The sequence below is a fragment of the Pseudarthrobacter defluvii genome (genome assembly GCF_030323865.1).
Taxonomy (GTDB): domain Bacteria; phylum Actinomycetota; class Actinomycetes; order Actinomycetales; family Micrococcaceae; genus Arthrobacter; species Arthrobacter sedimenti.
The window spans coordinates 342,913-361,933 of record NZ_CP066362.1 but is presented as its reverse complement, the minus strand read 5'-3'; the positions used below and the strand labels follow the sequence as shown (position 1 = coordinate 361,933).

The following is a 19,021-nucleotide window of genomic DNA, read 5'->3' as shown; positions in this document are numbered from 1 at the left end:
AGCCAGCAAGGCGGCGGGATGGGACCGTCCTGCCTGCACCAAGCGTGAATTCGGCAGAGGCAGCACCAGGGACTCAGGTTGGAGTGCGTGTGACAGGACGGCCCCGCCTGAGGAAGGTACGCTGGAACCGCTGGCGGCCGGCCAGGCTGCCGTGAAGGGGGAAACATGGACCAGCAACAATCCGCGGCGTTCGGGTTTCGTGAAGTGGACCGGGACGGAAACCCGGTGCTGCCTGAAACGGAGGACTTTGAGCCGGCTGGGCCTGCCCGGAGCTTGCGGATGCCAAACCCTTTCATCGTGGTGCTGTGGCTGCTTGCTGCAGGCCTGATTGCCGGCGGACTCAACGCACTCCTGGCTGGCCCCATGTCCGTCGGCATGGCTGACCGGGCCACAGCCGAATACCTGGTCTTCGCATTCGCACCACAGGGTGTTTCGGGCGGAATTGCCGTCATGCTGGCACTCATGTTCTGGCACGCCTGGCAGTGGCAACGCCGGCGCGGCTGAGCGGTTTTCACAAAAGCAACTTGTGCAACATTTAGTAAGCATGCTTTGCTTATGGGGATAGATGAACCTCCGCAAGCAGTTCGCGGCGGGGCTGCCAACGTTGGCACTCCGTGAAAGAAGCCCAGGGAAGAACATAATGACTACCGCAATGGAAGACCAGTTGGCAGCGTTTGGGGAGCGCACTAAAGCAGCTGGAAATGTCTTGACCGCCACCGTACCCGTAGACGCAGGGCTGCTGTTAACCCTCAACTCACGGATGCATTGCCGCACGCCTATGCAGCGCGTCGACCACGACGAACTTCCGGTCCGGCAGCCCGTGTACGTTGACGGGAACTCCGTCGTTGCCCTTCGGCCCGGATCCGTTCCGGAGAGCGTGGTCACCTACCGCTGCGCCTGCGGCTTCACGATTGACGATCCCGGGGCCGCCATGCCGGTCAGCGACCAGGCGCTCGCCAGCTAGCCGGCCCCTGCTTGACCCTCAAGACCCCCGCCAGCTAATCAGCCGGCGGGGGTCTTTCCAGCTGACAAGGCCCCCCAGTCAACGACCCGCGGTCAACCTGGACCCGCGCCCGGCCAAGACCGGGGGCTATGCCCAGGGAATAACGCCGGAGCGGGTCGGGGGCCGGTCAGCTTTCAGCGGTCCGGCCAGTCGACGAATTGTTCGTAGCCCTCGTGCTTGCGCAGGTAGCCGGAAATGAAGGGGCAGTGCGGGATGATGCGTTTGCCGGTTGCCACTACGTCGTCCAGGGCGAAGTGCGCCAGGACCTTTCCCAGGCCCTGGCCTTCAAAATCCTGCCCTGTCTCGGTGTGGGTGAAGTCGATGTGACCGGGAAGGTCGCGGAAAAAGGCCTGCACCGCAAGCCGGCCATCCACCAGGAGTTCGTACCGGTGCTGCGCGTCATTGCGCCGCAGCGAAACATTGGCGGTGAACTTGTCCTCTGCGGACGTGGTGTTCTCGGTCATGGTTCGACACTGGCACTACTTCACCCCGCTGGCAATGCCCCTTCTCCCCCTCTTCCGGCGCGCACCCAGGGGGACACCTCCCAGCAAAAGCGTGGCGACGGAGAAACACGCAGCCCCGGCTGCCAGCAGCCCCAGGGACAGCCCGTTAAGGGCGGCGTCCGCTACGGGGATGAAGACCACCACGACGGCGGCCCCCGCCTGGGCGGGCCGGCAGCGGAAGGCACGCATCGCCGTCGTCCGTTCCTCCAGGTGCCCAAAGGCAGCCGCCACCGGCAGGAGCAGGAGGACCAACACAAGGACCACCAGAGGCCGCGACCACCACCATGCGGCCGTGCCGGAACCGGGTTTGGGGATCGGTGCCAGGAGCAGCAGCCCGGACATAGCCACCAGGAGCGGCAGGTGCCACAGGTACACCGTCAGGGACCTCGCCCCGGCCAGCTTCAGCATCCGGCTGATCCAGCCCACTTCCGCCAGCGGAGCCAGCACCGGCCGCGCCAGTTCCATCACGGCCAACTGCGCAACGCCCAGGATCACCAGGGTCAGGTTGGGTGGGTTGAGGTTGACCAGCATGTTTCCCCGATACAGCCCCAGCCCGGTCACGAGTCCCAGCAGCAGGTGTGCCGCCACGGCGACGCCCAGCAGCCCCGAGCGGGAAAGGCGGGAAAAGTAGCCGTCGGCGGCCAGGAACCCCAGTTGCTGAACCGCGCACCACACGAAGACCAGATTGGCGTTGGCAAGGTCCGGCAGCGCACCCCGCAGGCAATCCACGGCGACCACCAGCCCCGCGAGCAAGCCCAAGGTCAGCCAGGGGGCGCGGGCATGCAGCGCCGCCAGAACCGGAATGTTCAGCTGCGCCGCCAGATAGGCGGCCAGGAACCACAGCGGCATCGCAGCGCCGGTAGCCATGAGCTGGACTACCTGCCGGTCCACCCCGAAGGCGCCCGCCACGGACAATCCCACAACCATGGAGGCAAGCAGGGCGGTTGCCGGGCGGACCAGGCGCAGGAGCCGGGCGCGGATGAACTGTGCCGCCGTGCCACCGGCCGCCTTGAGCCGGCGCCAGGACTGCAGCCCGGTGATGCCGCCGGTGACGAAAAACAGGGGCATGACCATGAAGATCCAGATGACCGGCTCGAACCAGTGCTGATCACCCAGGGTATTTTCCGTGGTCACGGTGCCGTCCGGGTGAAGGACGGGGCTGACCATCATGGAGTGCCCCACCACCACCAGCGCCAGGCAGACGAAGCGGACAAGGTCGATTGCCGGATCACGGTTCGCCGTGTCCGGCACAGAATCTGGCCCGTGCCTGCCGGTGTTGCGCACGGGGTCCTACAAGCGCTCGAGGCTGCCCACGGCACTATTGTGCCCCCGTTGCCTGTGCTGGTTAAGGACCTTGGGCCCCTTCCGCCGCTACTGCAACACGGCCAGCAGGCCCAGAACGACGGCGAGCAGGGGCGTGGCGCCCTGCGTTACGGCGGCGCGGAGGTACTTGCGCCCGGTCAGGGCCAGGACGGCCGCAGCGAGCAGCATGGACCCGCAGCAACTGAAGATAAGGGTCCACCCCGCCACGGACTGCGCCGACCCTTGGCCGCCAACGGCTGCCAGTACGATGCCGACAATCGCCCCGACCGCCAGGAACAGGTTATAGAAGCCCTGGTTGTAGGCCATGGGTTTTGTGGTCTCGGCATCCGACTGGGAGGCAATCCCGAAGCGCTTCCAAGTGGCCGGCCGGGTCCAGGTGAGCGATTCCATCGTGAAAATGAAGACGTGCAGCGCGGCGGCAAGGAAGGCAAAAAGAAGGGAGGCCAGGATCATTGCTCGATCCTAGCCTCCTGCTGAACCCTCACCCCTCCCCGGCAATTCGGTGAAGGCACAAAAAAGGAGGCCAGGACCGGCTGCATGATCCTGGCCTCCCGCTTGTGGTGGATTTAGCTACCGTGCCAGTGTGGCCAGTGTGGTGGCCGCAAAGCCCTTCGCCGACTGGTTCCACAGCGACAGCAGGCCCTGCAGGTTCTCGCCGTCGGCACGGTGCGCCGGAAGCTGGTCCTGGAGGGTGGCCAGCACGCCGGTTCGCAGCTCCGTGTTGAAGTTGACCTTGCCAACGTTCATGGCCGCGGCCTTCACCAGTTCCTCCGCCGGGATGCCGGAGGCGCCGTGCAGCACCAGCGGAATGTGGATCCGCGCCGCGATGTCCTGCAGCACGTCCCAGCGCAGCTTCGGCTCGCCCTTGTACTTGCCGTGGACGTTGCCCACGGCGACGGCCAGCAGTTCCGCGCCAGTGCGGGAGACGAAGTCCTCCACCTGCGCGGAGTCCGTCAGGCCGGCCACGTCGACACCGGACTGGTCGGCTCCGAAGGCGCGGTCCTCGTCCCCTGCCAGGCCGCCGAGCTCGGCCTCGAGCACCACCTCGGCACCCAGCAGGGCACGGGCCGCCTGGACCAGCGCAATGTTGTCCTCGTAGGGAAGGGACGAACCGTCGGCGAGGACGGAGTCCGCCCCTGCCTTGACGGCGTCGGCCATGACACGAAGGTCGGATGCGTGGTCAAGCTGCACCGCGACGGGCACGGCAGCGGCATCGGCCAGGCCACGGAGCGCCGCGATGAGCCTCAGGCCGTTCGCAGTGGCGGCGGTCTTGGGTGCCACCAGCAGGATCACGCCCCTGCCGGACTCTTCCGCGGCACCCACCACGGCAAGCGCGGTGGTGAAGTCGTAGCAGGTGAAGGCGGGCACTGCGGAACCCTGCTGCAGGGCGGAGGTGACCAGGTGGTCCAGTCGGGTATGCATCAGGCGCCCAGCCCTCCCACCAGGATCCAGGCGACGAAGGTCAGCAGGAAGCCGGCCACGCCCAGGATGGTGGTCAGGACGGTCCACGTCTTCAGGCCGTCGGAAACCGTCAGGCCGTAGTACCGCACCACCACCCAGAAGCCGGCGTCCGTCACGTGGGACAGTCCCAGCGCGCCAAAGCCGATGGCGATCACGATCACGGCGATCTGTGCCGGGCTGTAGCCGCCGCCGCTGACCGCCGCGGACAGCAGGCCGGTGGTGGTCACGATGGCCACGGTGGCAGAACCTTGGGCCGCACGCAGTGCCAGCGAGATGATGAAGCCGAGCAGCAGCAGCGGCACGCCCAGGGTGTCCAGCGTTTTGGAGAGAGCGCCGCCGATGCCGGAAACCTGCAGCACGTTGCCGAACACGCCGCCGGCGGCCACCACCATCAGGATCGAGGCGATGGGCGGCAGGGAGCCCTCGAAAATTTCGCCGGTTTCCTTGAAGGACCAGCCACGGCGGACCGCCAGCAGGAAGAAGGACAGCGCCACGGCCACGAGCAAAGCAAGGAACGGGTTGCCGATGAAGGCAGCGAGGCCGTAGAGCGGATCGGACTTGGGGATGACGAGCGTGCCTACGGTACCGAGCAGGATCTGCACGATCGGCGCGGCGATCAGGAAGATGATCAGGCCCGGCCGCGGCGGGGCAATGGCGGCGGCGCCGGGGCCGTCGTGGCCCACCTTGACCAGCGAATCGGAGCCGAATTCCTCCACCTGGGTCTTTACAGCCGGCAGGAGCTCGTAGTCCTTGCGGTTCATGATGGATGCTACCCAGTAGGACAGGAAGCCCAGCGGCACGCAGATCAGCAGCGAGATCAGGGCGATGAGTCCGATGTCGGCGCCGAGTACGCCCGCGCCGGCCACAATGCCCGGGTGCGGCGGAACTGCCACGTGGATGGAGAGCATGATGCCGGCCATGGGGAGGCCGAACTTCACGGGGTGGACCTTGGCGATTTTGGCGAAGGCGTACACGATGGGCACCAGCACGATGATGCCCACCTCGAAGAAGACGGGGATGGCCACCAGGAAGCCGACGGCGGTCAGCGCGACGGCCACGCGGCGGGCGCCGAGCTTGCGGGTGAAGTGGTCGGCCAGGGACTGGACGCCGCCGGACACCTCGATCATGCGGCCCAGGACTGCGCCGAGCGCGATCAGGATGGCAACCTTGCCCATGGTGCTGCCCACGCCGCTGGACACCACGGTGAAGATGTCCTGCAGCGGGATGGTTGCTGCCACGGCCACCAGGATGCTGACGGTGAGCAGGGCCACGAAGGCCTGGATCTTGAAGCGGATGATCATCATCAACAGGATGGCGATGCCTGCCGCTGCGATGGTGAGCAGCAGCGGGGTGCCCAGCTCGACGGCAGGCTTGATGGCCGGAGCATCGGCCGCCCGCTGTATCAGCGGGTTGATCAGGTGGTTCACGGGGAGGTGTCTCCTATAACGTGCCGGCCTGAGGGCAGGCGGCAGCAGGGAATGGTGGGGGTGGAACGAACGTTGCGGGACTGCGCCGGCAACGCTGGGAGGTACGACGACGGCGGAGGGGGGACCGCCGTCGTCGTACCTTATGCCGCAAGGGCAGGAGGGTGGCTTGTTTGGTGCGCTGGCTTACTTGGTGCGCTTGGCGGGGGCGACCACCTTGATGACGGCGGAATCATCGGCGGCGGCGAGGCCCTGGGCCTGGCCCAGCAGGTAGAGCTGTTCCGCGGCGGCGGCGACGGGGGCTGCGAGGCCGGCAGCGCGTGCGGCCTTGCCTACGATACCCATGTCCTTGACGAAGATGTCCAGGCGGGAGAGGACCTCGGCGCCTTCCTCGTTGTAGGCCTCCAGGATGCGCGGGCCCCGGTTGGACAACATGAAGGAGCCGGCAGCACCCGCTTCCAGGGCGGCCAAGGTCTTGGCCTGGTCAAGCCCCAGGGCGTCGGCCAGGGCCAGGGCTTCGGCGGCGGCGGCGATATGGACGCCGCACAGGAGTTGGTTGACGGTCTTCAGGGCCTGGCCGTCGCCGGGGTTGTCGCCCACAACGGTGAGCGTGGAGGCGAGCAGGTCCAGGGCCGGCGCAGCTTTTTCGCGGGCTTCGGGGGAAGCGCCGACGACGATCAGCAGGTCGCCTTCGCCGGCGCGCTTGGGGCCGCCGGACAGCGGGGCGTCCACCAGGTTCACGCCGTATTCGGCCAGTTTGGCCACGGTGGCGGGGATGGCGTCGGTGCCCACCGTGCTGCCGAGGATGACGACGGCGCCCGGCTCCAGCACGGAGGCCACGCCGTTTTCGCCGAAGAGGACCTCGTCGAGCTGCTCACCGTTGCGGACTGCCAGGAGTACCGCGTTGGCACCCTTGGCGGCGTCGCGGGCCGTGGTGAAGGTGGTGATGCCGGCTTCTTCAGCGAGCTTGAGGCGGGCCTCGGCGATGTCGAAACCGTGGACGGTCAGCTGGGTGGCCAAGCGGGTGGCCATGGGGAGGCCCATGGCGCCGAGGCCCAGGACGGTGACGGTGTAGTTGCTGGTCATGGTGTTTCTCCTTGAAATTTGCTGGGCCCACTCCGGCGAGGGCCCCGGCCCGAGCCTGCGGGGGTTGGGAGCCGGTGGGGACTAGAACGTAGTGCTGAGCTTGCGGGTGACCTGGGCCAGGGAGTCGTCGTCGCCCACGTTGCCGGCGAAGACGATGTACGGAATGCCCTTGGCAGGTCCGTCCACCGGTTCCCAGAGGGAGACGATGCCCGGCAGCATGGGGCCGCGGACGATGGCGTGGCGGATTTCCAGGCCGTGGGCTGCCACGTCCGAGGACGTGATGCCGCCCTTGGCGATGACGAACCGCGGCGGGAACGTCTTCAGGGTCCGGTTGACAACGTCCACGACGGCGGCCGAGACGGTCCGCGCGATCCGCAGGCTTTCGGCGGGGTCATCGGTTTTGATGAGCAGGCGGCTGGTGTGGACGATGACGTCCCCTGCGTGCAAGGCATCGACGACGGCGGCAACGGTCTGGTCCAGGTGGGCCTTGGCGTCCGTTTCAGCACCAAGGAGCTTCTCGACGTCGATCTCGATGATGCGCGCGGAGCTGTGTTCCGCGGTGAGGACGTTGAGCTGGCGCGTGGTGAGGCCAACGTGTGAGCCCACCACGATGAGGCCGCCGGCTTCCGACGGGGTGTTGCCCTCGTAAGCCTCTTCCCCGGTCAATGCTGCGCGGACTTCCTGGCCGATGCGGCCGCGGACGAACGGCGGGCCAACGCGGTACAGGAGCTTCTTGCCGCGGCGTTCGGCTTCTTCCAGGCCCAGGGCCAGGGCGCGGAGGTCGTTCTCGGTGACGATGTCGGCCACGATCGGGGTGGAGTCTGTTGCGGGCTCGATGGCGTCGGCGATGGCCTTGGCGGAAATGGCGGGGTCCTGCGCTGAGGCACCGGCGCGGATGATGTTCAGGTCCAGGACGATCACGGAGTCCGCGGGGAACCGGCCCTGGGATTTCTCTGCGATGTAGTCGGCCATGACGGAGGTGCTGAAGCCGAAGGATGCGTCCTTGGCGAACTCGGTTTCGGAGACCGGGACCAGGGTGCCTTCAGCGTCGCGCATGTAGTGGACTCCCCCGATGGTGACCCGTCCGGCGTCCGGGAACGCCGGAACCAGCACAACGCCGTCGGTCTTCTCCCCGCTGACCTCGGCGACCGTCGCCGAGATGACGTCCGGTTCCAGCGGGTAGTGGCCGCGGAGGGTGGAGTCACTGCGGCTGACGAATCCGAGCCGCAGGCTCGGAGTGGCGGTGGAATTGGCGTTCTCCTGCGCTCCTGCCGCGGCCAGCGCGTTGCGGACTACTTCCTCATTGCGGGCCGCCGCTTCTGCCGGATCCAGGCTGCGGGTGTTGGTCAGGACGTAAACGGCTGGCTTGCCCTGGCCAAAGGCCCAGGCGAAGTCCGCCACGTCCCAGCGGGTGAGCACGGGCAGGTCTGCCACAGACTGCGTGCCGGTGGGATCGTCGTCGAGCACTACCAGGACGCGGGGAACCTCCGCGTTGGAAGCGGCAAGCGTGTCGGCTACCAGCCCAGCGGGGATCTCGAGGTCTGCCGGGTAAGCGGCCAGAACGTCTGCTTCATGCGTCACAGTGCACTCCGTTGTGTAACGATCCGGTTTGGCGGATCCAGGTGTAAAGGTAACTGTAAGATGTCTGACATCTTGCATTTGAATGTTAGTGTGGCACACGGCATACGGACGCGCAAGTACACTTGTCTGACATATCCGCCGCGGAAGCCGGAAGCAGGAATCGGGGGCAGCATGGCACGGAAGTCGCTGGTTGGCGTTGTGGCCGACGAGTTGCTGGACCGCATCATCGAAGGCGAGTTCCCGCCCGGTTCCACCGTTCCCGGCGAGCACGAACTCAGCGCCCGCCACGAGGTCAGCCGCATGACGGTCCGCGAAGCGATGAAGACCCTGCAGGCACAACGCATCCTGAGCGTGGAGCGCGGCCGTGGAACATTCGTGAACCCGCTGAGCCGCTGGGCCTCGCTGGAAGCCGTCCTGCGCGCGGCGTCCGAGGGCAAGAACGACGCCGATGCCTCCATCCAGCTCATCGAGTTGCGCAGGATGCTGGAAACGGGAGCCTGCGAGCTTGCCGCCGGACGGATCGCGGAAGAAGAAATCACCTCCCTCTTCAACTACATTTCGGCGATGAAGGCGGCCCACAGCATCAATGACGTCGCCGCGTTCGTGGAAGCAGACCTCGCCTTCCACGACGTCATCCTGCACGCCTCCGGCAACGTCTTCGTGTCGGTCCTGTTTGAGCCGCTGCACCGGGTCCTGGAAAACCGCAGGACCGAGACCTCCGCCGTTCCTGAAATCCAGGAACACGCCATCGGTCATCACCAAAACATTGCCGAAGCCCTGCAGTCGCGCGACTCAGTCCGGTCCCGGGAGGCCATGGACGCCCACATGCAGCAGACCCTCGATGACCTGAAGCACCTGGTGCTGGAAACCAAGTAACCCCTCCCCCCTGGTCATGGGAAGCGGCTCCCCTAATTGCCGTTGGCCCTGTTCAACGCTCCAGCAGTCCTACTAGGCTTCAGGGACGGCCCGCAACCGGGAGCATCGACGATCACGAGGAGCGAAGTTGTCCAACCACACGTACAGCATTTCTGAAATTGTCGGCACCTCCACCGAGGGCGTGGATGACGCCGTCCGCAACGGTATTGCCAAGGCGTCCCAGACCCTGCGGAACCTGGACTGGTTCGAGGTCAAGGAGGTCCGCGGCCACCTGGAGGACGGCAAGGTCGCGGACTGGCAGGTCACCATCAAGATCGGCTTCCGCCTGGAAGAGCACTGATCGAAAGCAACCGGCCACAGCCGACACTTCCTGGAGGTGTTGACTGCGGGCCGGTTTTGCTTTTACAGCTGTCCTAGTTTGCCGTGCCCGGACTGCGCCGCCGCCATACCGTTGGGACGCCGTCGAACGCGGGGAAAACGTGGCCCTCGAAGAAGGACAGGACCGTATGGGGATCAAGGTCCGGGCTCCATAGACCTGAGGCGGGGCAGTGCGAACCGGTGGCGGTGGAAGCGGCGCCGGCGGATGCCTGGCGTTCCTTCAACAGGGCGATGCGTTTCATCGTTGAGACCATCCTGGGGTGACAAAAAGCGGGCAGAGAAGCAGTACTCCCCACCCTAGGAAAGGGCGCGCGCCGGACCAATGGGCGGCTGGCCAGAATCCACCCCTTCCGCTGGACGAATGTACAGTGGCTCACACCCATTAAGGGGCAGGTCAGCCCAGGTCGCCGCTTTCCGCCACGGCGGCTGCGTCCCGCTCAGCGCCAGTCCCTTGACCCGCTCCGAGGCTGCCCAGCAAGGCCAGGGCGTCCGACGACGGCGATCCCGGCCGCGCGGAATACACTCGGAGCGTCTGGTCGGGGTCCTCCGGCAGGGCGAGGTTTTCAAAGTTCAGTTCCAGGTCCCCCACGGCGGGGTGATGCAGGCGGACGGTTCCGGCTGCGCGGGTTGCCACCCGATGCCCGGCCCACCACTGGCGGAAGTGTTCACTGTGGACCGCCAACTCGCCCACCAGGTGGTTCGCCTGGGGATCGTTGGGGTGCCGGCCCACATCCAGGCGGAGCGATCCGGCGGCTTCGGCCGCCACCGTCTTCCAATCCCTGAAGAGTTCCCGGGCGGCGGGGTCAAGAATGGTCCAGCGGGTGAGGTTCCGCTCCGCGGGCGGCAGCGCCGGAAAGTCGGTGAAGAGCAGGAATGCCATCCTGTTGCCGGCAAGGACGTCGTTGCGCCGGCCCAACACGAGGGCGGGCACTTCCCCCACGGCGTCAAGCAGCTGGCGCAGTGCCGGCCGGACGCCTTGGGCTGCACTGGCACCGGGATCCCGGGGAGCGCTGGCGCAGTTTTCGAGCAGGTCCAGCATGTGCGCGTGCTCGCTGCTGTCCAGCCGCAGCGCCCGGGCCACCGCGTCCAGGACGGTGCGGGACGGGTGGATGTTGCGGCCCTGCTCCAGCCGCACGTAGTAATCGGTACTGACACCGGCCAGCCGTGCCACTTCCTCCCGCCGCAGGCCGGGAACCCTGCGGGCGCCCGTGCTGGGCCCTGTCCCGGCGACTTCCGGGCTCAACCGGGACCGCATGGCTTTGAGGAATTTTCCGAACTCGGCGCTTTGACCCATGCAGACCATTCTGCCTGCGTTGGGTGCCACGCTCTACAACGAAGGTAGGACTGGCAGTCCTAGGAAAAACAGGAACAGCTTTGCCTGCTGACTTGGTGGCCGAAAGTGCATAGGCTCAGGAGTGAGCCGGTGGAAACCGCTTTCTCACTTGTCGAGCAGCCGGCACCGTTCAGCACCTCATCTTCCAGCCATACCTCCCATAGAAGGAGCACACCCATGTCAGAGCTGACACTCAACAATGGCGTCACCATCCCGCAGCTTGGCTTCGGCGTTTTCCAGGTCCCGCCGGAAGACACGCAGCGGACAGTAGAGGACGCCCTGGAAGCGGGCTACCGCCACATCGACACCGCTGCGGCCTACCGCAACGAGGCAGGAGTGGGGGCAGCACTGGCCGCCACCGGCATCGCCCGCGAGGAAATCTTCGTGACCACCAAGCTCCGCAACGGCGAGCAGGGCAGGGCCCAGGAGGCATTCCAGAACAGCCGCAAGGCCCTTGGCCTCGACTTCGTCGACCTCTACCTCATCCACTGGCCCGTCCCGTCGCAGGGGCTGTTCGTCCAGGCATGGAAGGAGATGGAGCGGCTGTACGAGAACAAGGAAATCCGCGCCATCGGCGTCTCCAACTTCCTCTCGGACCACCTGGACACCCTGCTGGAGTCCGCGGAAACCGTCCCGGCCGTCAACCAGATCGAACTGCACCCCAGCTACCAGCAGGCAGACCTGGCCGCCAAGTGCCGCGGTCTGGGCATTGCCGTCGAGGCATACAGCCCGCTGGGACAGGGCGGGGACCTCAACGGAAACGCCGTCACCGAAATCGCCGCTGCGCACAACGCCAGCACCGCGCAGGTGGTGCTGGCATGGCACCTTGCCAACGGAAACATCGTCATTCCCAAGTCGGCCAATCCTGACCGCATCCGCGAGAACTTCGGGGCGTCGTCCCTGACGCTGTCCCAGGACGAACTGGCCGCCATCACGGCACTGGAGTCCGGTGCCCGCATTGGTTCCGATCCCGCCGTCGCCTCCTTTACCCAGATGTAGGGACCGGCAGGTTCAACCATTCCCTGCAGGCTCCCCCATCGAAAGGAAATTCCATGCAGTACACCCATCTGGGCCGCTCCGGCCTGAAAGTTTCCCGCCTCTGCCTGGGCACCATGAATTTTGGGCCGCAAACGGAGGAAGCGGACGCCCACAGCATCATGGACTCCGCCCACGAGGCCGGCATCAACTTCTTCGACACTGCCAACGTGTACGGTGGCGTGGACCACCGCGGCTGGACCGAGGAAATCATCGGGCGCTGGTTTGCGAAGGGTGGCGAGCGCCGCGAGCACACCGTCCTGGCCACCAAGCTCTATGGCACCATGACGGACCGGCCGAACGAGTCAAAGCTGTCCGCGCTGAACATCCGCAGGGCCCTGGATGCAAGCCTTAAGCGCCTGCAGACCGACTACATCGATGTGTACCAGTTCCACCACATCGACCGCGACACCCCGTGGGACGAAATCTGGCAGGCCATCGAGGTTGCCGTGCAGCAGGGGAAGATCCTGTACTCGGGCAGCAGCAACTTTGCCGGCTGGCACATCGCCCAGGCACAGGAAGCGGCGCGCCGCCGAAACTACACCGGGCTGGTCAGCGAGCAGTCCATCTACAACCTGTTCCGCCGCGAGCTCGAGCTTGAGGTCATCCCGGCAGCGCAGCAGTACGGCCTGGGCCTGATCCCCTGGTCACCGCTGCAGGGCGGGCTGCTGGGCGGCGTGCTGAAGAAGGAACGCGAGGGCGTGCGGCGCACCGAAGGACGGGCCGCCGAAACGCTGAAGAAGCACCAGGACCAGATCCGCCAGTACGAGGACTTTGCGGACGAGCTGGGCCACGAACCCGGCGATGTCGCCCTGGCGTGGCTCCTGCACCAACCCGCGGTAACCGCTCCGATCGTGGGCCCCCGCACCCAGGAACAGCTGGATGCCGCCATCCGCGCCCTGGACGTCTCGCTCGACGAAGACGCCCTCAAGCGCCTGGACGACATCTTCCCGGGGCACCGCACGGCACCGGAAGACTACGCGTGGTAACCCCGCTTGGGGCCGATACCGTGGCGCAGCGGAACATCCTCTTCATCGGCGGCACCGGGGTCATCAGCGCGGCGGCGGCAGAACGCGCCGTCGCGCTGGGCCACCGGCTCACCATCCTGAACCGTGGCCAGTCCACCCGCCCCATCCCGGAGGGCACGGAGGTGCTGCACGCCGACGTTCGGGATGCAGCAGCCGTGCGGGAGGCGCTGGGCAACAGGGAGTTCGACGCCGTCGCGGACTTCATCTCCTACACCCCGGACCAGGCGCAAACCAGCATGGAGTTGTTCCGGAAGCGGACCGGGCAGTACGTCTTCATCAGCTCCGCCTCCGCGTACCAGAAGCCGCCCACGCGGCTGCCCATCCGCGAGTCAACGCCGTTGAAGAACCCCTTCTGGCAGTACTCCCGGAACAAGATCGCATGCGAGGAGCTGCTCTTCCGGGCCTACCGGGAGGATGACTTTCCCCTGACGGTTATCCGGCCGTCGCACACCTACGACCGCACCAAGATCGCCATGGTGGGCGGCTGGACGGACATCCACCGCATGCGCAACGGCCTTCCGGTCATGGTCCACGGTGACGGTACCTCCTTGTGGACCCTTACGCACAGCAAGGACTTCGCCAAGGCTTTCGTCGGACTGCTCGGAAGGCCGCAGGCGGTGGGTGAGAGCTACACCATCACCTCGGATGAGTACCTGCCCTGGAACCAGATCTACCAGCTGTTCGCCCGGGCAGCAGGGGTCCGGGAACCGGAACTGGTGCATGTGGCGTCCGAAACCATCGCCGCCCATGACGAGGAACTGGGTTCCAACCTCCTGGGCGACCGCTCCCACTCGGTGGTCTTTGACAACGCCAAGATCAAATCGCTGGTCCCGGACTTCACGGCCACCATCCCTTTCGCGGACGGCGCCCGGGAGATCGTTCAGTGGTACGACAGCCACCCGGAACTGCAGCAGGTGAACGAGGCCTACATGCAGCTCTCCGACAAGCTGACCGGCTGGGCACGCCAGGGAGCCTGAGCCCACGTCCACCGTCAACTGCCCTGCCTCCGTCCGGAGGCAGGGCAGTTGCGCAGGGGCGGCTGTGCTACATTTCGGCGCATGACTTCGCCCCCTACCAGCCAGCCCGACGACGGGCATCCCGCCGACGGGCCTGTCGCGGCAGCCATCGGACTCCTGGCGAAGCAGGGCTTCGATGCAACGTCCGTCGAGGAGCTCGCCGAGGCCTCGGGAATGAGCCGCAGCACGTTCTTCCGCAGGTTCGGGTCCAAGGAGGACGTGGTCTTTGCAGACCATGAGCGGATCCTGCGCCAGGTCAATGACCGGCTGTCCGAATCAAGGCTTGAGCCGCCCGCCGCCGTTGCGGACGCCGCCATGCTGGTCTTTGAGCACCACCTGCGGAACCCGGCAACGTCCCGCGCCCGGTACGGACTCCTGCAGGCAGTCCCGGCCCTCCGCGACCGGGAGCTGGTCACCTCCCACCGGTACGAGCGGGCATTCCTCCAGTTCCTCAATGACACGCTGCCCGGAAAGGGCCGGCACGAGTACAAGGCCGTCGCCTTCGCCGCGGCCGTGGTGGCCGTGCACAACGCCTTCCTCCGCCAGTGGCTGCGCACCACACCCAAGGCCGGGGACACCGCTGCGGCAGATCGGAAAAGGGCAGCCGCCCTGGCCGCCGAGCTCCAGTCCCTGGCGGAAACGTTCCGGCCTGCGCTCCTCGGTTCCCCAGCCCCCTCCCAACCGGCCCCGACCGTCGTCGTGACCGTCCTTCCCGGCACCGCCGACCGGGAAGCCATCGCCCAGGCGGTCAGGGACGCCCTCCCCTGGGAACATTCCTAGCCAGCCGCCCACTTTTGGAACGCAGTTTCTTGACGTGGAACTGCGTTTCATTGCATTCTTAGTTGGTGTGGTGCAAGCCACACAGTTCCGGCAGCCCCCGCCGCTGATTCAAAAGGATGCAGATACATGACGACGACGTCCCCCACCCGAGTGCCCGCCCGCACCGAAAGTCCCACCAGCTTTCCTGCCGGCACCGTGGAGCCGGACTACCTCCTCACTGAGGCGCTGGGCACGGACCCGGCCTCCGTCCTGGCAGGCATCGGTGCCGAGGACCGGGCGTACTGGGACCGCGCCCGCAACTTTGTCCAGGATGAGGTCCTCCCCGTCATCGATGGCTACTGGGAACGCGGCGAGTACCCCCTGCACCTCCTCCGCCGCCTCGGCGAACTGGACCTCCTGCGCGACGGCATAGCGGTGGAGGGCTATGCACCCATGAGCAGCATGGCCGCCGGCCTGGTGAACATGGAGATCAGCCGGGGTGACGGCTCCGTGGCAACGATGATCGCGGTCCAGGGCGGCCTGGCCCTGCGGTCCGTCGCGGAATGCGGCTCCCCGGAGCAGAAGGAGCGCTGGCTCCCGGAAATCGCCGGCGGCGCCGAATACGCCGCCTTCGCCCTTACCGAGCCCACCCACGGCTCCGACTCCGTCGCGCTCGAGACCACGGCCACCCGCACCGACGGCGGCTTCCTGCTCAACGGCGAAAAGAAGTGGATTGGCAACGGATCCGTGGGCGGCGTCAGCATCGTGTGGGCCCGGGGCGAGGACAGCCAGGTCCACGGCTACCTGGTTCCGCAGGATTCCCCCGGCTACACCGCCACCAAAATCGAAGGCAAGCTGGCCCTCCGCGCCATCTGGCAGGCCCACATCCGGCTGGAAGACGTCTTCGTCCCCGACGAAAATGTCCTGCCGGGCGCCCGAACCTTCAAGGACACAGCCCGTGTCCTGTTGGCGACCCGGCTGGGCGTTGCCTGGTCCGCCGTCGGGCATGCCACCGCCTGCTACGAAACGGCCGTCCAGTACGCCAAGCAGCGCAAGCAGTTCGGCCGGCCCCTGGCCGCCTCCCAGATCGTGCAGGAACGGCTGGCCCGGATGCTCAGCGAACTGGCCACCATGCAGCTGATGGTGGTGCAGATGACCCGGCTCGATGAAGCCGGGGCGCTCACCCCTGAGCAGGCGTCCCTGGCAAAGTACACCTGCACCCGAACTGCCCGCGGCATCGCTTCGAACGCACGTGACCTGCTCGGCGGCAACGGCATCCTGCTGGAAAACCGCGTGGCCCGGCATCTCGCCGATATTGAAGCCATCCACACCTACGAAGGCACCGAGACCATGCAGGCCCTCATCATCGGCCGCGGCATCACCGGTACCTCCGCCTTCGCGTAACTCCGCCCAACACCTCCGAAAGGAACGTTCTTGAACCAGAACGCCAACATCCCCGTCATCCTGGGCGGCGCCCGCACCCCGTTCGGCAAGTTCCGCGGCGGCCTCACCCCCTTCTCCTCCAGCGACCTCGGCGCCCACGCAATCCGGGCCGCCCTGGAACGGACCGGAGTGGCGCCGGAGCAGATCGGTGCCGTCATCGTGGGGCAGGTGATCCAGGCCGGCGCCGGCCAGGGCCCCGCCCGGCAGGCCAGCCTGGCCGCGGGAATCGGCTGGGACGTCCCCACCATCACCATCAACAAGCTTTGCCTGTCGGGTCTGACGGCCGTCATCGACGCCGCCAGGATGATCCGCACCGGGGAAGCGGACTTCATTGTCGCCGCAGGCCAGGAGTCCATGACCAATGCACCACACCTGGTACCCGGGCTCCGTGCGGGCGTGGTCATCGGTGACGCCCCAATGCTGGACTCCCTCAATCACGACGGGCTGCAGGACCCGGTGAGCAAGAAGCTCATGGGTGAGGCCACCGACGCCGGAAACGCCGAACGCGGCATCACGCGCGAAGAGCAGGACGCCGTCGCGGCCCGCTCCCACCAGCGTGCCGAGGCCGCCCGCGCCGCCGGGATCATGGCGGAGGAGATCGCGCCGATCGAGATACCGCAGCGCAAGGGACCCGCCGTGACCCTTGAGCACGACGAGGGCATCCGCCCGGACACCACAGCGGAATCCCTGGCCCAGCTCCGCCCGGCGTTCTCCAAGGCGGAGACCGCCACCATTACCGCTGGTTCGTCGTCGCCCCTGTCCGATGGCGCGGCCGCCCTGGTCATCGCCAACAAGGCGGCAGCCGAAGCCGCAGGCCTGGAATGGATCGCCGAGATCGGCGCCCACGGCCAGACCGCCGGACCTGACGGATCCCTGCACTCCCAGCCCGCGCGGGCCGTCGAGCGCGCGCTCAAGCTCCAGGGACTCACCGCCCAGGAACTGGACCTGGTGGAAATCAACGAAGCGTTCGCCTCCGTCCTCATCCAGTCCGCCAACGACCTCGGCATTGAAACTGAGGCCGTGAACGCCGAAGGTGGTGCCATCGCCCTGGGCCACCCGGTGGGAGCGTCGGGGGCACGCCTGGTACTGCACCAGGCGCTGGCCCTGAAGCGCCGCGGTGGCGGCACCGGCGTCGTGGCCCTCTGTGGCGGCGGCGGCCAGGGCGACGCCCTGATCCTCTCAGCATGACCCACCCCAACGAAGAAGCAGGCCATGACCAACACCAACTCCGCTGACGGCTTCGCCACCATCTCGGTGGCAGCCGTGCTGGCTGAATCAGCCAAAAGGACTCCGGACAACATCGCGCTGGTAGTGGGCGAGGACCAGGTCAGCTACGGCGACCTGTGGCGCCAAACGCGTGCCTATGCCGGCGCACTGCGGGCGCGTGGGATCGGGCCGGGAGACGCCATCGCCGTCCTGATCCCCAACGTTCCGGACTTCGCCCGGGTGTACTACGCCATCCTGTCGCTAGGTGCCATTGTTGTGCCCGTGCATGCCCTGCTCAAGGCCCGCGAAATCGAGTACGTCCTGCAGGACAGCGGCGCCAAACTGCTGATCTGCGCCGCACCGCTGCTGGGCGAGGGCGCTGCGGGTGCCACGGCCAGCGGAATCGACGTGCTGACCGTGATGGCTTCCGACGACGGCGGGTTCCACCGGCTGGAAGCGGAAGCTGCGGCGGCGGAACCGATCCAGACGTACGAACCGTGCCGCCCCTCGGACACGGCCACCATCCTTTACACGTCAGGCACCACCGGCAAACCGAAAGGCGCGCTCGGCACCCACTTTGCCTTGGTGGAACAGACCAGCACCCTGCTGACCAGCGTGATGGATTTCCGGCCCGGCGACGTCCTGTTCGGCGGGCTGCCGCTCTTCCACACCTTCGGCCAGACCGTGGTCCTCAACACGGGGCTGCGCGCCGGCGCCACCATCGTCCTGATGCCGCGGTTCACGGGCCCCGACGCCCTGAAGCTGCTGGCCAAGCACAACGTCAACATCTTTATCGGCGTGCCCACCATGTACGTGGCGCTCCTGGAAGCCGCCAAGACCGTACCCGATCGGCCCGCTGCCCTGCGGTACGGCATCTCCGGCGGCGCGGCCCTTCCGCTGGCCGTGCTGGACAAGTTCCGCGACGTCTACGGGGTGGAGATCCACGAGGGCTATGGCCTGACGGAGACCTCGCCGGTGGCTGCCTTCAACCACGTGGGCACGACACCCCGGCCGGGCACCATCGGGGTCCCGATCTGGGGCGTTGACATCGAGATCGCCCGGCCCGAGGTGGTGGACAGCATTGAGCTGCTTCCCAACGGCGAATTGGGCGAGCTGGTCATCCGCGGCCACCTGCTGATGAAGGGCTACCTCAACCGGCCCGAGGCTACCGCGGAGGCCGTGGTGGACGGCTGGTTCCGCAGCGGGGACCTCGGGACGAAGGACGACGACGGCTACCTCACCATCGTGGACCGCAAGAAGGACATGATCATCCGGAACGGCTACAACGTCTACCCGCGTGAAGTGGAGGAGATCCTCCTGACCCACCCCGCCGTCGTCAGCGCCGCCGTCTATGGGATTCCGGATGACGTCCACGGGCAGGAAATCGCGGCAGCCATCGTGCTGGACGCCGGAGCCAGCGTGACCGAATCCGAGTTGATCGACTTTGCCAGCGCGCAGCTGGCCGCCTACAAGTACCCGCGGGTGGTCCGGATCCTCTCCGAGCTCCCCCTGGGACCCAGCGGAAAGATCCTCAAGCGGAAATTGGCGGAAGACCCTGCATAGGGT

General features: G+C 66.7%; 20 protein-coding genes. 11 read left to right on the top strand and 9 right to left on the bottom strand.

Annotated elements, in window-relative coordinates; genetic code table 11:
* Positions 1-165 precede the first annotated feature (165 nt).
* On the top strand, positions 166-504 hold the full coding sequence (locus tag JCQ34_RS01770; RefSeq protein WP_286401202.1) for a hypothetical protein: 339 nt from the start codon (positions 166-168) through the stop codon (positions 502-504).
* A gap of 136 nt (positions 505-640) precedes the next feature.
* The gene (locus JCQ34_RS01765) at positions 641-964 is read left to right on the top strand and encodes a hypothetical protein (protein WP_286401199.1); all 324 of its coding nucleotides are present in this window, start codon (positions 641-643) and stop codon (positions 962-964) included.
* Between the two features lie 173 nt (positions 965-1,137).
* Here the strand turns inward: JCQ34_RS01765 and JCQ34_RS01760 are convergent, their stop codons facing one another.
* The 7 genes from JCQ34_RS01760 to JCQ34_RS01730 form a co-directional block, all read right to left on the bottom strand.
* Complete coding sequence (locus JCQ34_RS01760) at positions 1,138-1,467, bottom strand: GNAT family N-acetyltransferase (RefSeq protein WP_286401196.1); 330 nt, start codon at positions 1,465-1,467, stop codon at positions 1,138-1,140.
* Between the two features lie 15 nt (positions 1,468-1,482).
* Positions 1,483-2,790 (bottom strand): acyltransferase family protein, encoded by a 1,308-nt coding sequence (locus JCQ34_RS01755; RefSeq protein WP_286401193.1) that lies wholly within the window; start codon positions 2,788-2,790, stop codon positions 1,483-1,485.
* A gap of 87 nt (positions 2,791-2,877) precedes the next feature.
* Positions 2,878-3,282, bottom strand: a complete 405-nt coding sequence (locus tag JCQ34_RS01750) for a DUF1304 domain-containing protein (protein ID WP_286401191.1) — start codon at positions 3,280-3,282, stop codon at positions 2,878-2,880.
* A 117-nt stretch (positions 3,283-3,399) separates the two neighbouring features.
* A complete protein-coding gene (locus JCQ34_RS01745; RefSeq protein WP_286401188.1) occupies positions 3,400-4,251 on the bottom strand; it encodes a class II fructose-bisphosphate aldolase in 852 nt (283 codons plus the stop codon).
* Positions 4,251-5,717, bottom strand: a complete 1,467-nt coding sequence (locus tag JCQ34_RS01740; RefSeq protein WP_286401186.1) for a GntP family transporter — start codon at positions 5,715-5,717, stop codon at positions 4,251-4,253. Before JCQ34_RS01740 ends, JCQ34_RS01745 begins: the two co-directional genes overlap by 1 nt.
* A gap of 183 nt (positions 5,718-5,900) precedes the next feature.
* Positions 5,901-6,800 (bottom strand): NAD(P)-dependent oxidoreductase, encoded by a 900-nt coding sequence (locus JCQ34_RS01735; protein WP_286401184.1) that lies wholly within the window; start codon positions 6,798-6,800, stop codon positions 5,901-5,903.
* 81 nt (positions 6,801-6,881) lie between these two features.
* A complete protein-coding gene (locus tag JCQ34_RS01730; RefSeq protein WP_286401182.1) occupies positions 6,882-8,381 on the bottom strand; it encodes a four-carbon acid sugar kinase family protein in 1,500 nt (499 codons plus the stop codon).
* Positions 8,382-8,552: 171 nt separating this feature from the next.
* On the opposite strand from JCQ34_RS01730, the gene JCQ34_RS01725 reads away from it, so the two are divergent.
* Both JCQ34_RS01725 and JCQ34_RS01720 read left to right on the top strand, forming a co-directional pair.
* Entirely contained in the window at positions 8,553-9,257 is a 705-nt protein-coding gene (locus JCQ34_RS01725) for a FadR/GntR family transcriptional regulator (RefSeq protein ID WP_286401180.1), read from the top strand.
* A gap of 127 nt (positions 9,258-9,384) precedes the next feature.
* Entirely contained in the window at positions 9,385-9,597 is a 213-nt protein-coding gene (locus tag JCQ34_RS01720) for a dodecin (RefSeq protein ID WP_142131425.1), read from the top strand.
* A 73-nt stretch (positions 9,598-9,670) separates the two neighbouring features.
* Here the strand turns inward: JCQ34_RS01720 and JCQ34_RS01715 are convergent, their stop codons facing one another.
* A complete protein-coding gene (locus tag JCQ34_RS01715; RefSeq protein ID WP_056331347.1) occupies positions 9,671-9,877 on the bottom strand; it encodes a hypothetical protein in 207 nt (68 codons plus the stop codon).
* A 152-nt stretch (positions 9,878-10,029) separates the two neighbouring features.
* Positions 10,030-10,929, bottom strand: coding sequence for a helix-turn-helix domain-containing protein (locus JCQ34_RS01710; protein ID WP_286401175.1), 900 nt, complete (start codon positions 10,927-10,929; stop codon positions 10,030-10,032).
* Positions 10,930-11,145: 216 nt separating this feature from the next.
* Between JCQ34_RS01710 and JCQ34_RS01705 the strand changes: the two genes are divergently transcribed.
* The 7 genes from JCQ34_RS01705 (at position 11,146) to JCQ34_RS01675 (ending at position 19,018) form a co-directional block, all read left to right on the top strand.
* Complete coding sequence (locus JCQ34_RS01705; RefSeq protein WP_286401173.1) at positions 11,146-11,967, top strand: aldo/keto reductase; 822 nt, start codon at positions 11,146-11,148, stop codon at positions 11,965-11,967.
* Between the two features lie 53 nt (positions 11,968-12,020).
* Positions 12,021-12,992, top strand: coding sequence for an aldo/keto reductase (locus JCQ34_RS01700; RefSeq protein WP_286401171.1), 972 nt, complete (start codon positions 12,021-12,023; stop codon positions 12,990-12,992).
* Positions 12,986-14,008, top strand: a complete 1,023-nt coding sequence (locus JCQ34_RS01695) for an SDR family oxidoreductase (RefSeq protein WP_286401168.1) — start codon at positions 12,986-12,988, stop codon at positions 14,006-14,008. Before JCQ34_RS01700 ends, JCQ34_RS01695 begins: the two co-directional genes overlap by 7 nt.
* A gap of 81 nt (positions 14,009-14,089) precedes the next feature.
* On the top strand, positions 14,090-14,827 hold the full coding sequence (locus JCQ34_RS01690; RefSeq protein ID WP_286401166.1) for a TetR/AcrR family transcriptional regulator: 738 nt from the start codon (positions 14,090-14,092) through the stop codon (positions 14,825-14,827).
* A gap of 126 nt (positions 14,828-14,953) precedes the next feature.
* Entirely contained in the window at positions 14,954-16,210 is a 1,257-nt protein-coding gene (locus JCQ34_RS01685; RefSeq protein WP_286401163.1) for an acyl-CoA dehydrogenase family protein, read from the top strand.
* A gap of 30 nt (positions 16,211-16,240) precedes the next feature.
* Positions 16,241-17,437 carry an acetyl-CoA C-acetyltransferase gene (locus JCQ34_RS01680; RefSeq protein ID WP_286401161.1) on the top strand — a complete coding sequence of 399 codons (1,197 nt, stop codon included), beginning with the start codon at positions 16,241-16,243 and terminating at the stop codon, positions 17,435-17,437.
* A gap of 24 nt (positions 17,438-17,461) precedes the next feature.
* Positions 17,462-19,018 carry a long-chain-fatty-acid--CoA ligase gene (locus JCQ34_RS01675; RefSeq protein WP_286401158.1) on the top strand — a complete coding sequence of 519 codons (1,557 nt, stop codon included), beginning with the start codon at positions 17,462-17,464 and terminating at the stop codon, positions 19,016-19,018.
* Positions 19,019-19,021: the final 3 nt, after the last annotated feature.

What these genes read in the sequence shown, in the direction of transcription:
- JCQ34_RS01750 (WP_286401191.1), bottom strand. Translation starts at nt 3,282, where the DNA reads ATGATCCTGGCCTCCCTTCTTTTTGCCTTCCTTGCCGCCGCGCTGCAC.
- JCQ34_RS01685 (WP_286401163.1), top strand. Translation starts at nt 14,954, where the DNA reads ATGACGACGACGTCCCCCACCCGAGTGCCCGCCCGCACCGAAAGTCCC.
- JCQ34_RS01715 (WP_056331347.1), bottom strand. Translation starts at nt 9,877, where the DNA reads ATGAAACGCATCGCCCTGTTGAAGGAACGCCAGGCATCCGCCGGCGCC.
- JCQ34_RS01725 (WP_286401180.1), top strand. Translation starts at nt 8,553, where the DNA reads ATGGCACGGAAGTCGCTGGTTGGCGTTGTGGCCGACGAGTTGCTGGAC.
- JCQ34_RS01700 (WP_286401171.1), top strand. Translation starts at nt 12,021, where the DNA reads ATGCAGTACACCCATCTGGGCCGCTCCGGCCTGAAAGTTTCCCGCCTC.
- JCQ34_RS01745 (WP_286401188.1), bottom strand. Translation starts at nt 4,251, where the DNA reads ATGCATACCCGACTGGACCACCTGGTCACCTCCGCCCTGCAGCAGGGT.
- JCQ34_RS01735 (WP_286401184.1), bottom strand. Translation starts at nt 6,800, where the DNA reads ATGACCAGCAACTACACCGTCACCGTCCTGGGCCTCGGCGCCATGGGC.
- JCQ34_RS01690 (WP_286401166.1), top strand. Translation starts at nt 14,090, where the DNA reads ATGACTTCGCCCCCTACCAGCCAGCCCGACGACGGGCATCCCGCCGAC.
- JCQ34_RS01770 (WP_286401202.1), top strand. Translation starts at nt 166, where the DNA reads ATGGACCAGCAACAATCCGCGGCGTTCGGGTTTCGTGAAGTGGACCGG.
- JCQ34_RS01710 (WP_286401175.1), bottom strand. Translation starts at nt 10,929, where the DNA reads ATGGGTCAAAGCGCCGAGTTCGGAAAATTCCTCAAAGCCATGCGGTCC.
- JCQ34_RS01765 (WP_286401199.1), top strand. Translation starts at nt 641, where the DNA reads ATGACTACCGCAATGGAAGACCAGTTGGCAGCGTTTGGGGAGCGCACT.
- JCQ34_RS01675 (WP_286401158.1), top strand. Translation starts at nt 17,462, where the DNA reads ATGACCAACACCAACTCCGCTGACGGCTTCGCCACCATCTCGGTGGCA.
- JCQ34_RS01705 (WP_286401173.1), top strand. Translation starts at nt 11,146, where the DNA reads ATGTCAGAGCTGACACTCAACAATGGCGTCACCATCCCGCAGCTTGGC.
- JCQ34_RS01760 (WP_286401196.1), bottom strand. Translation starts at nt 1,467, where the DNA reads ATGACCGAGAACACCACGTCCGCAGAGGACAAGTTCACCGCCAATGTT.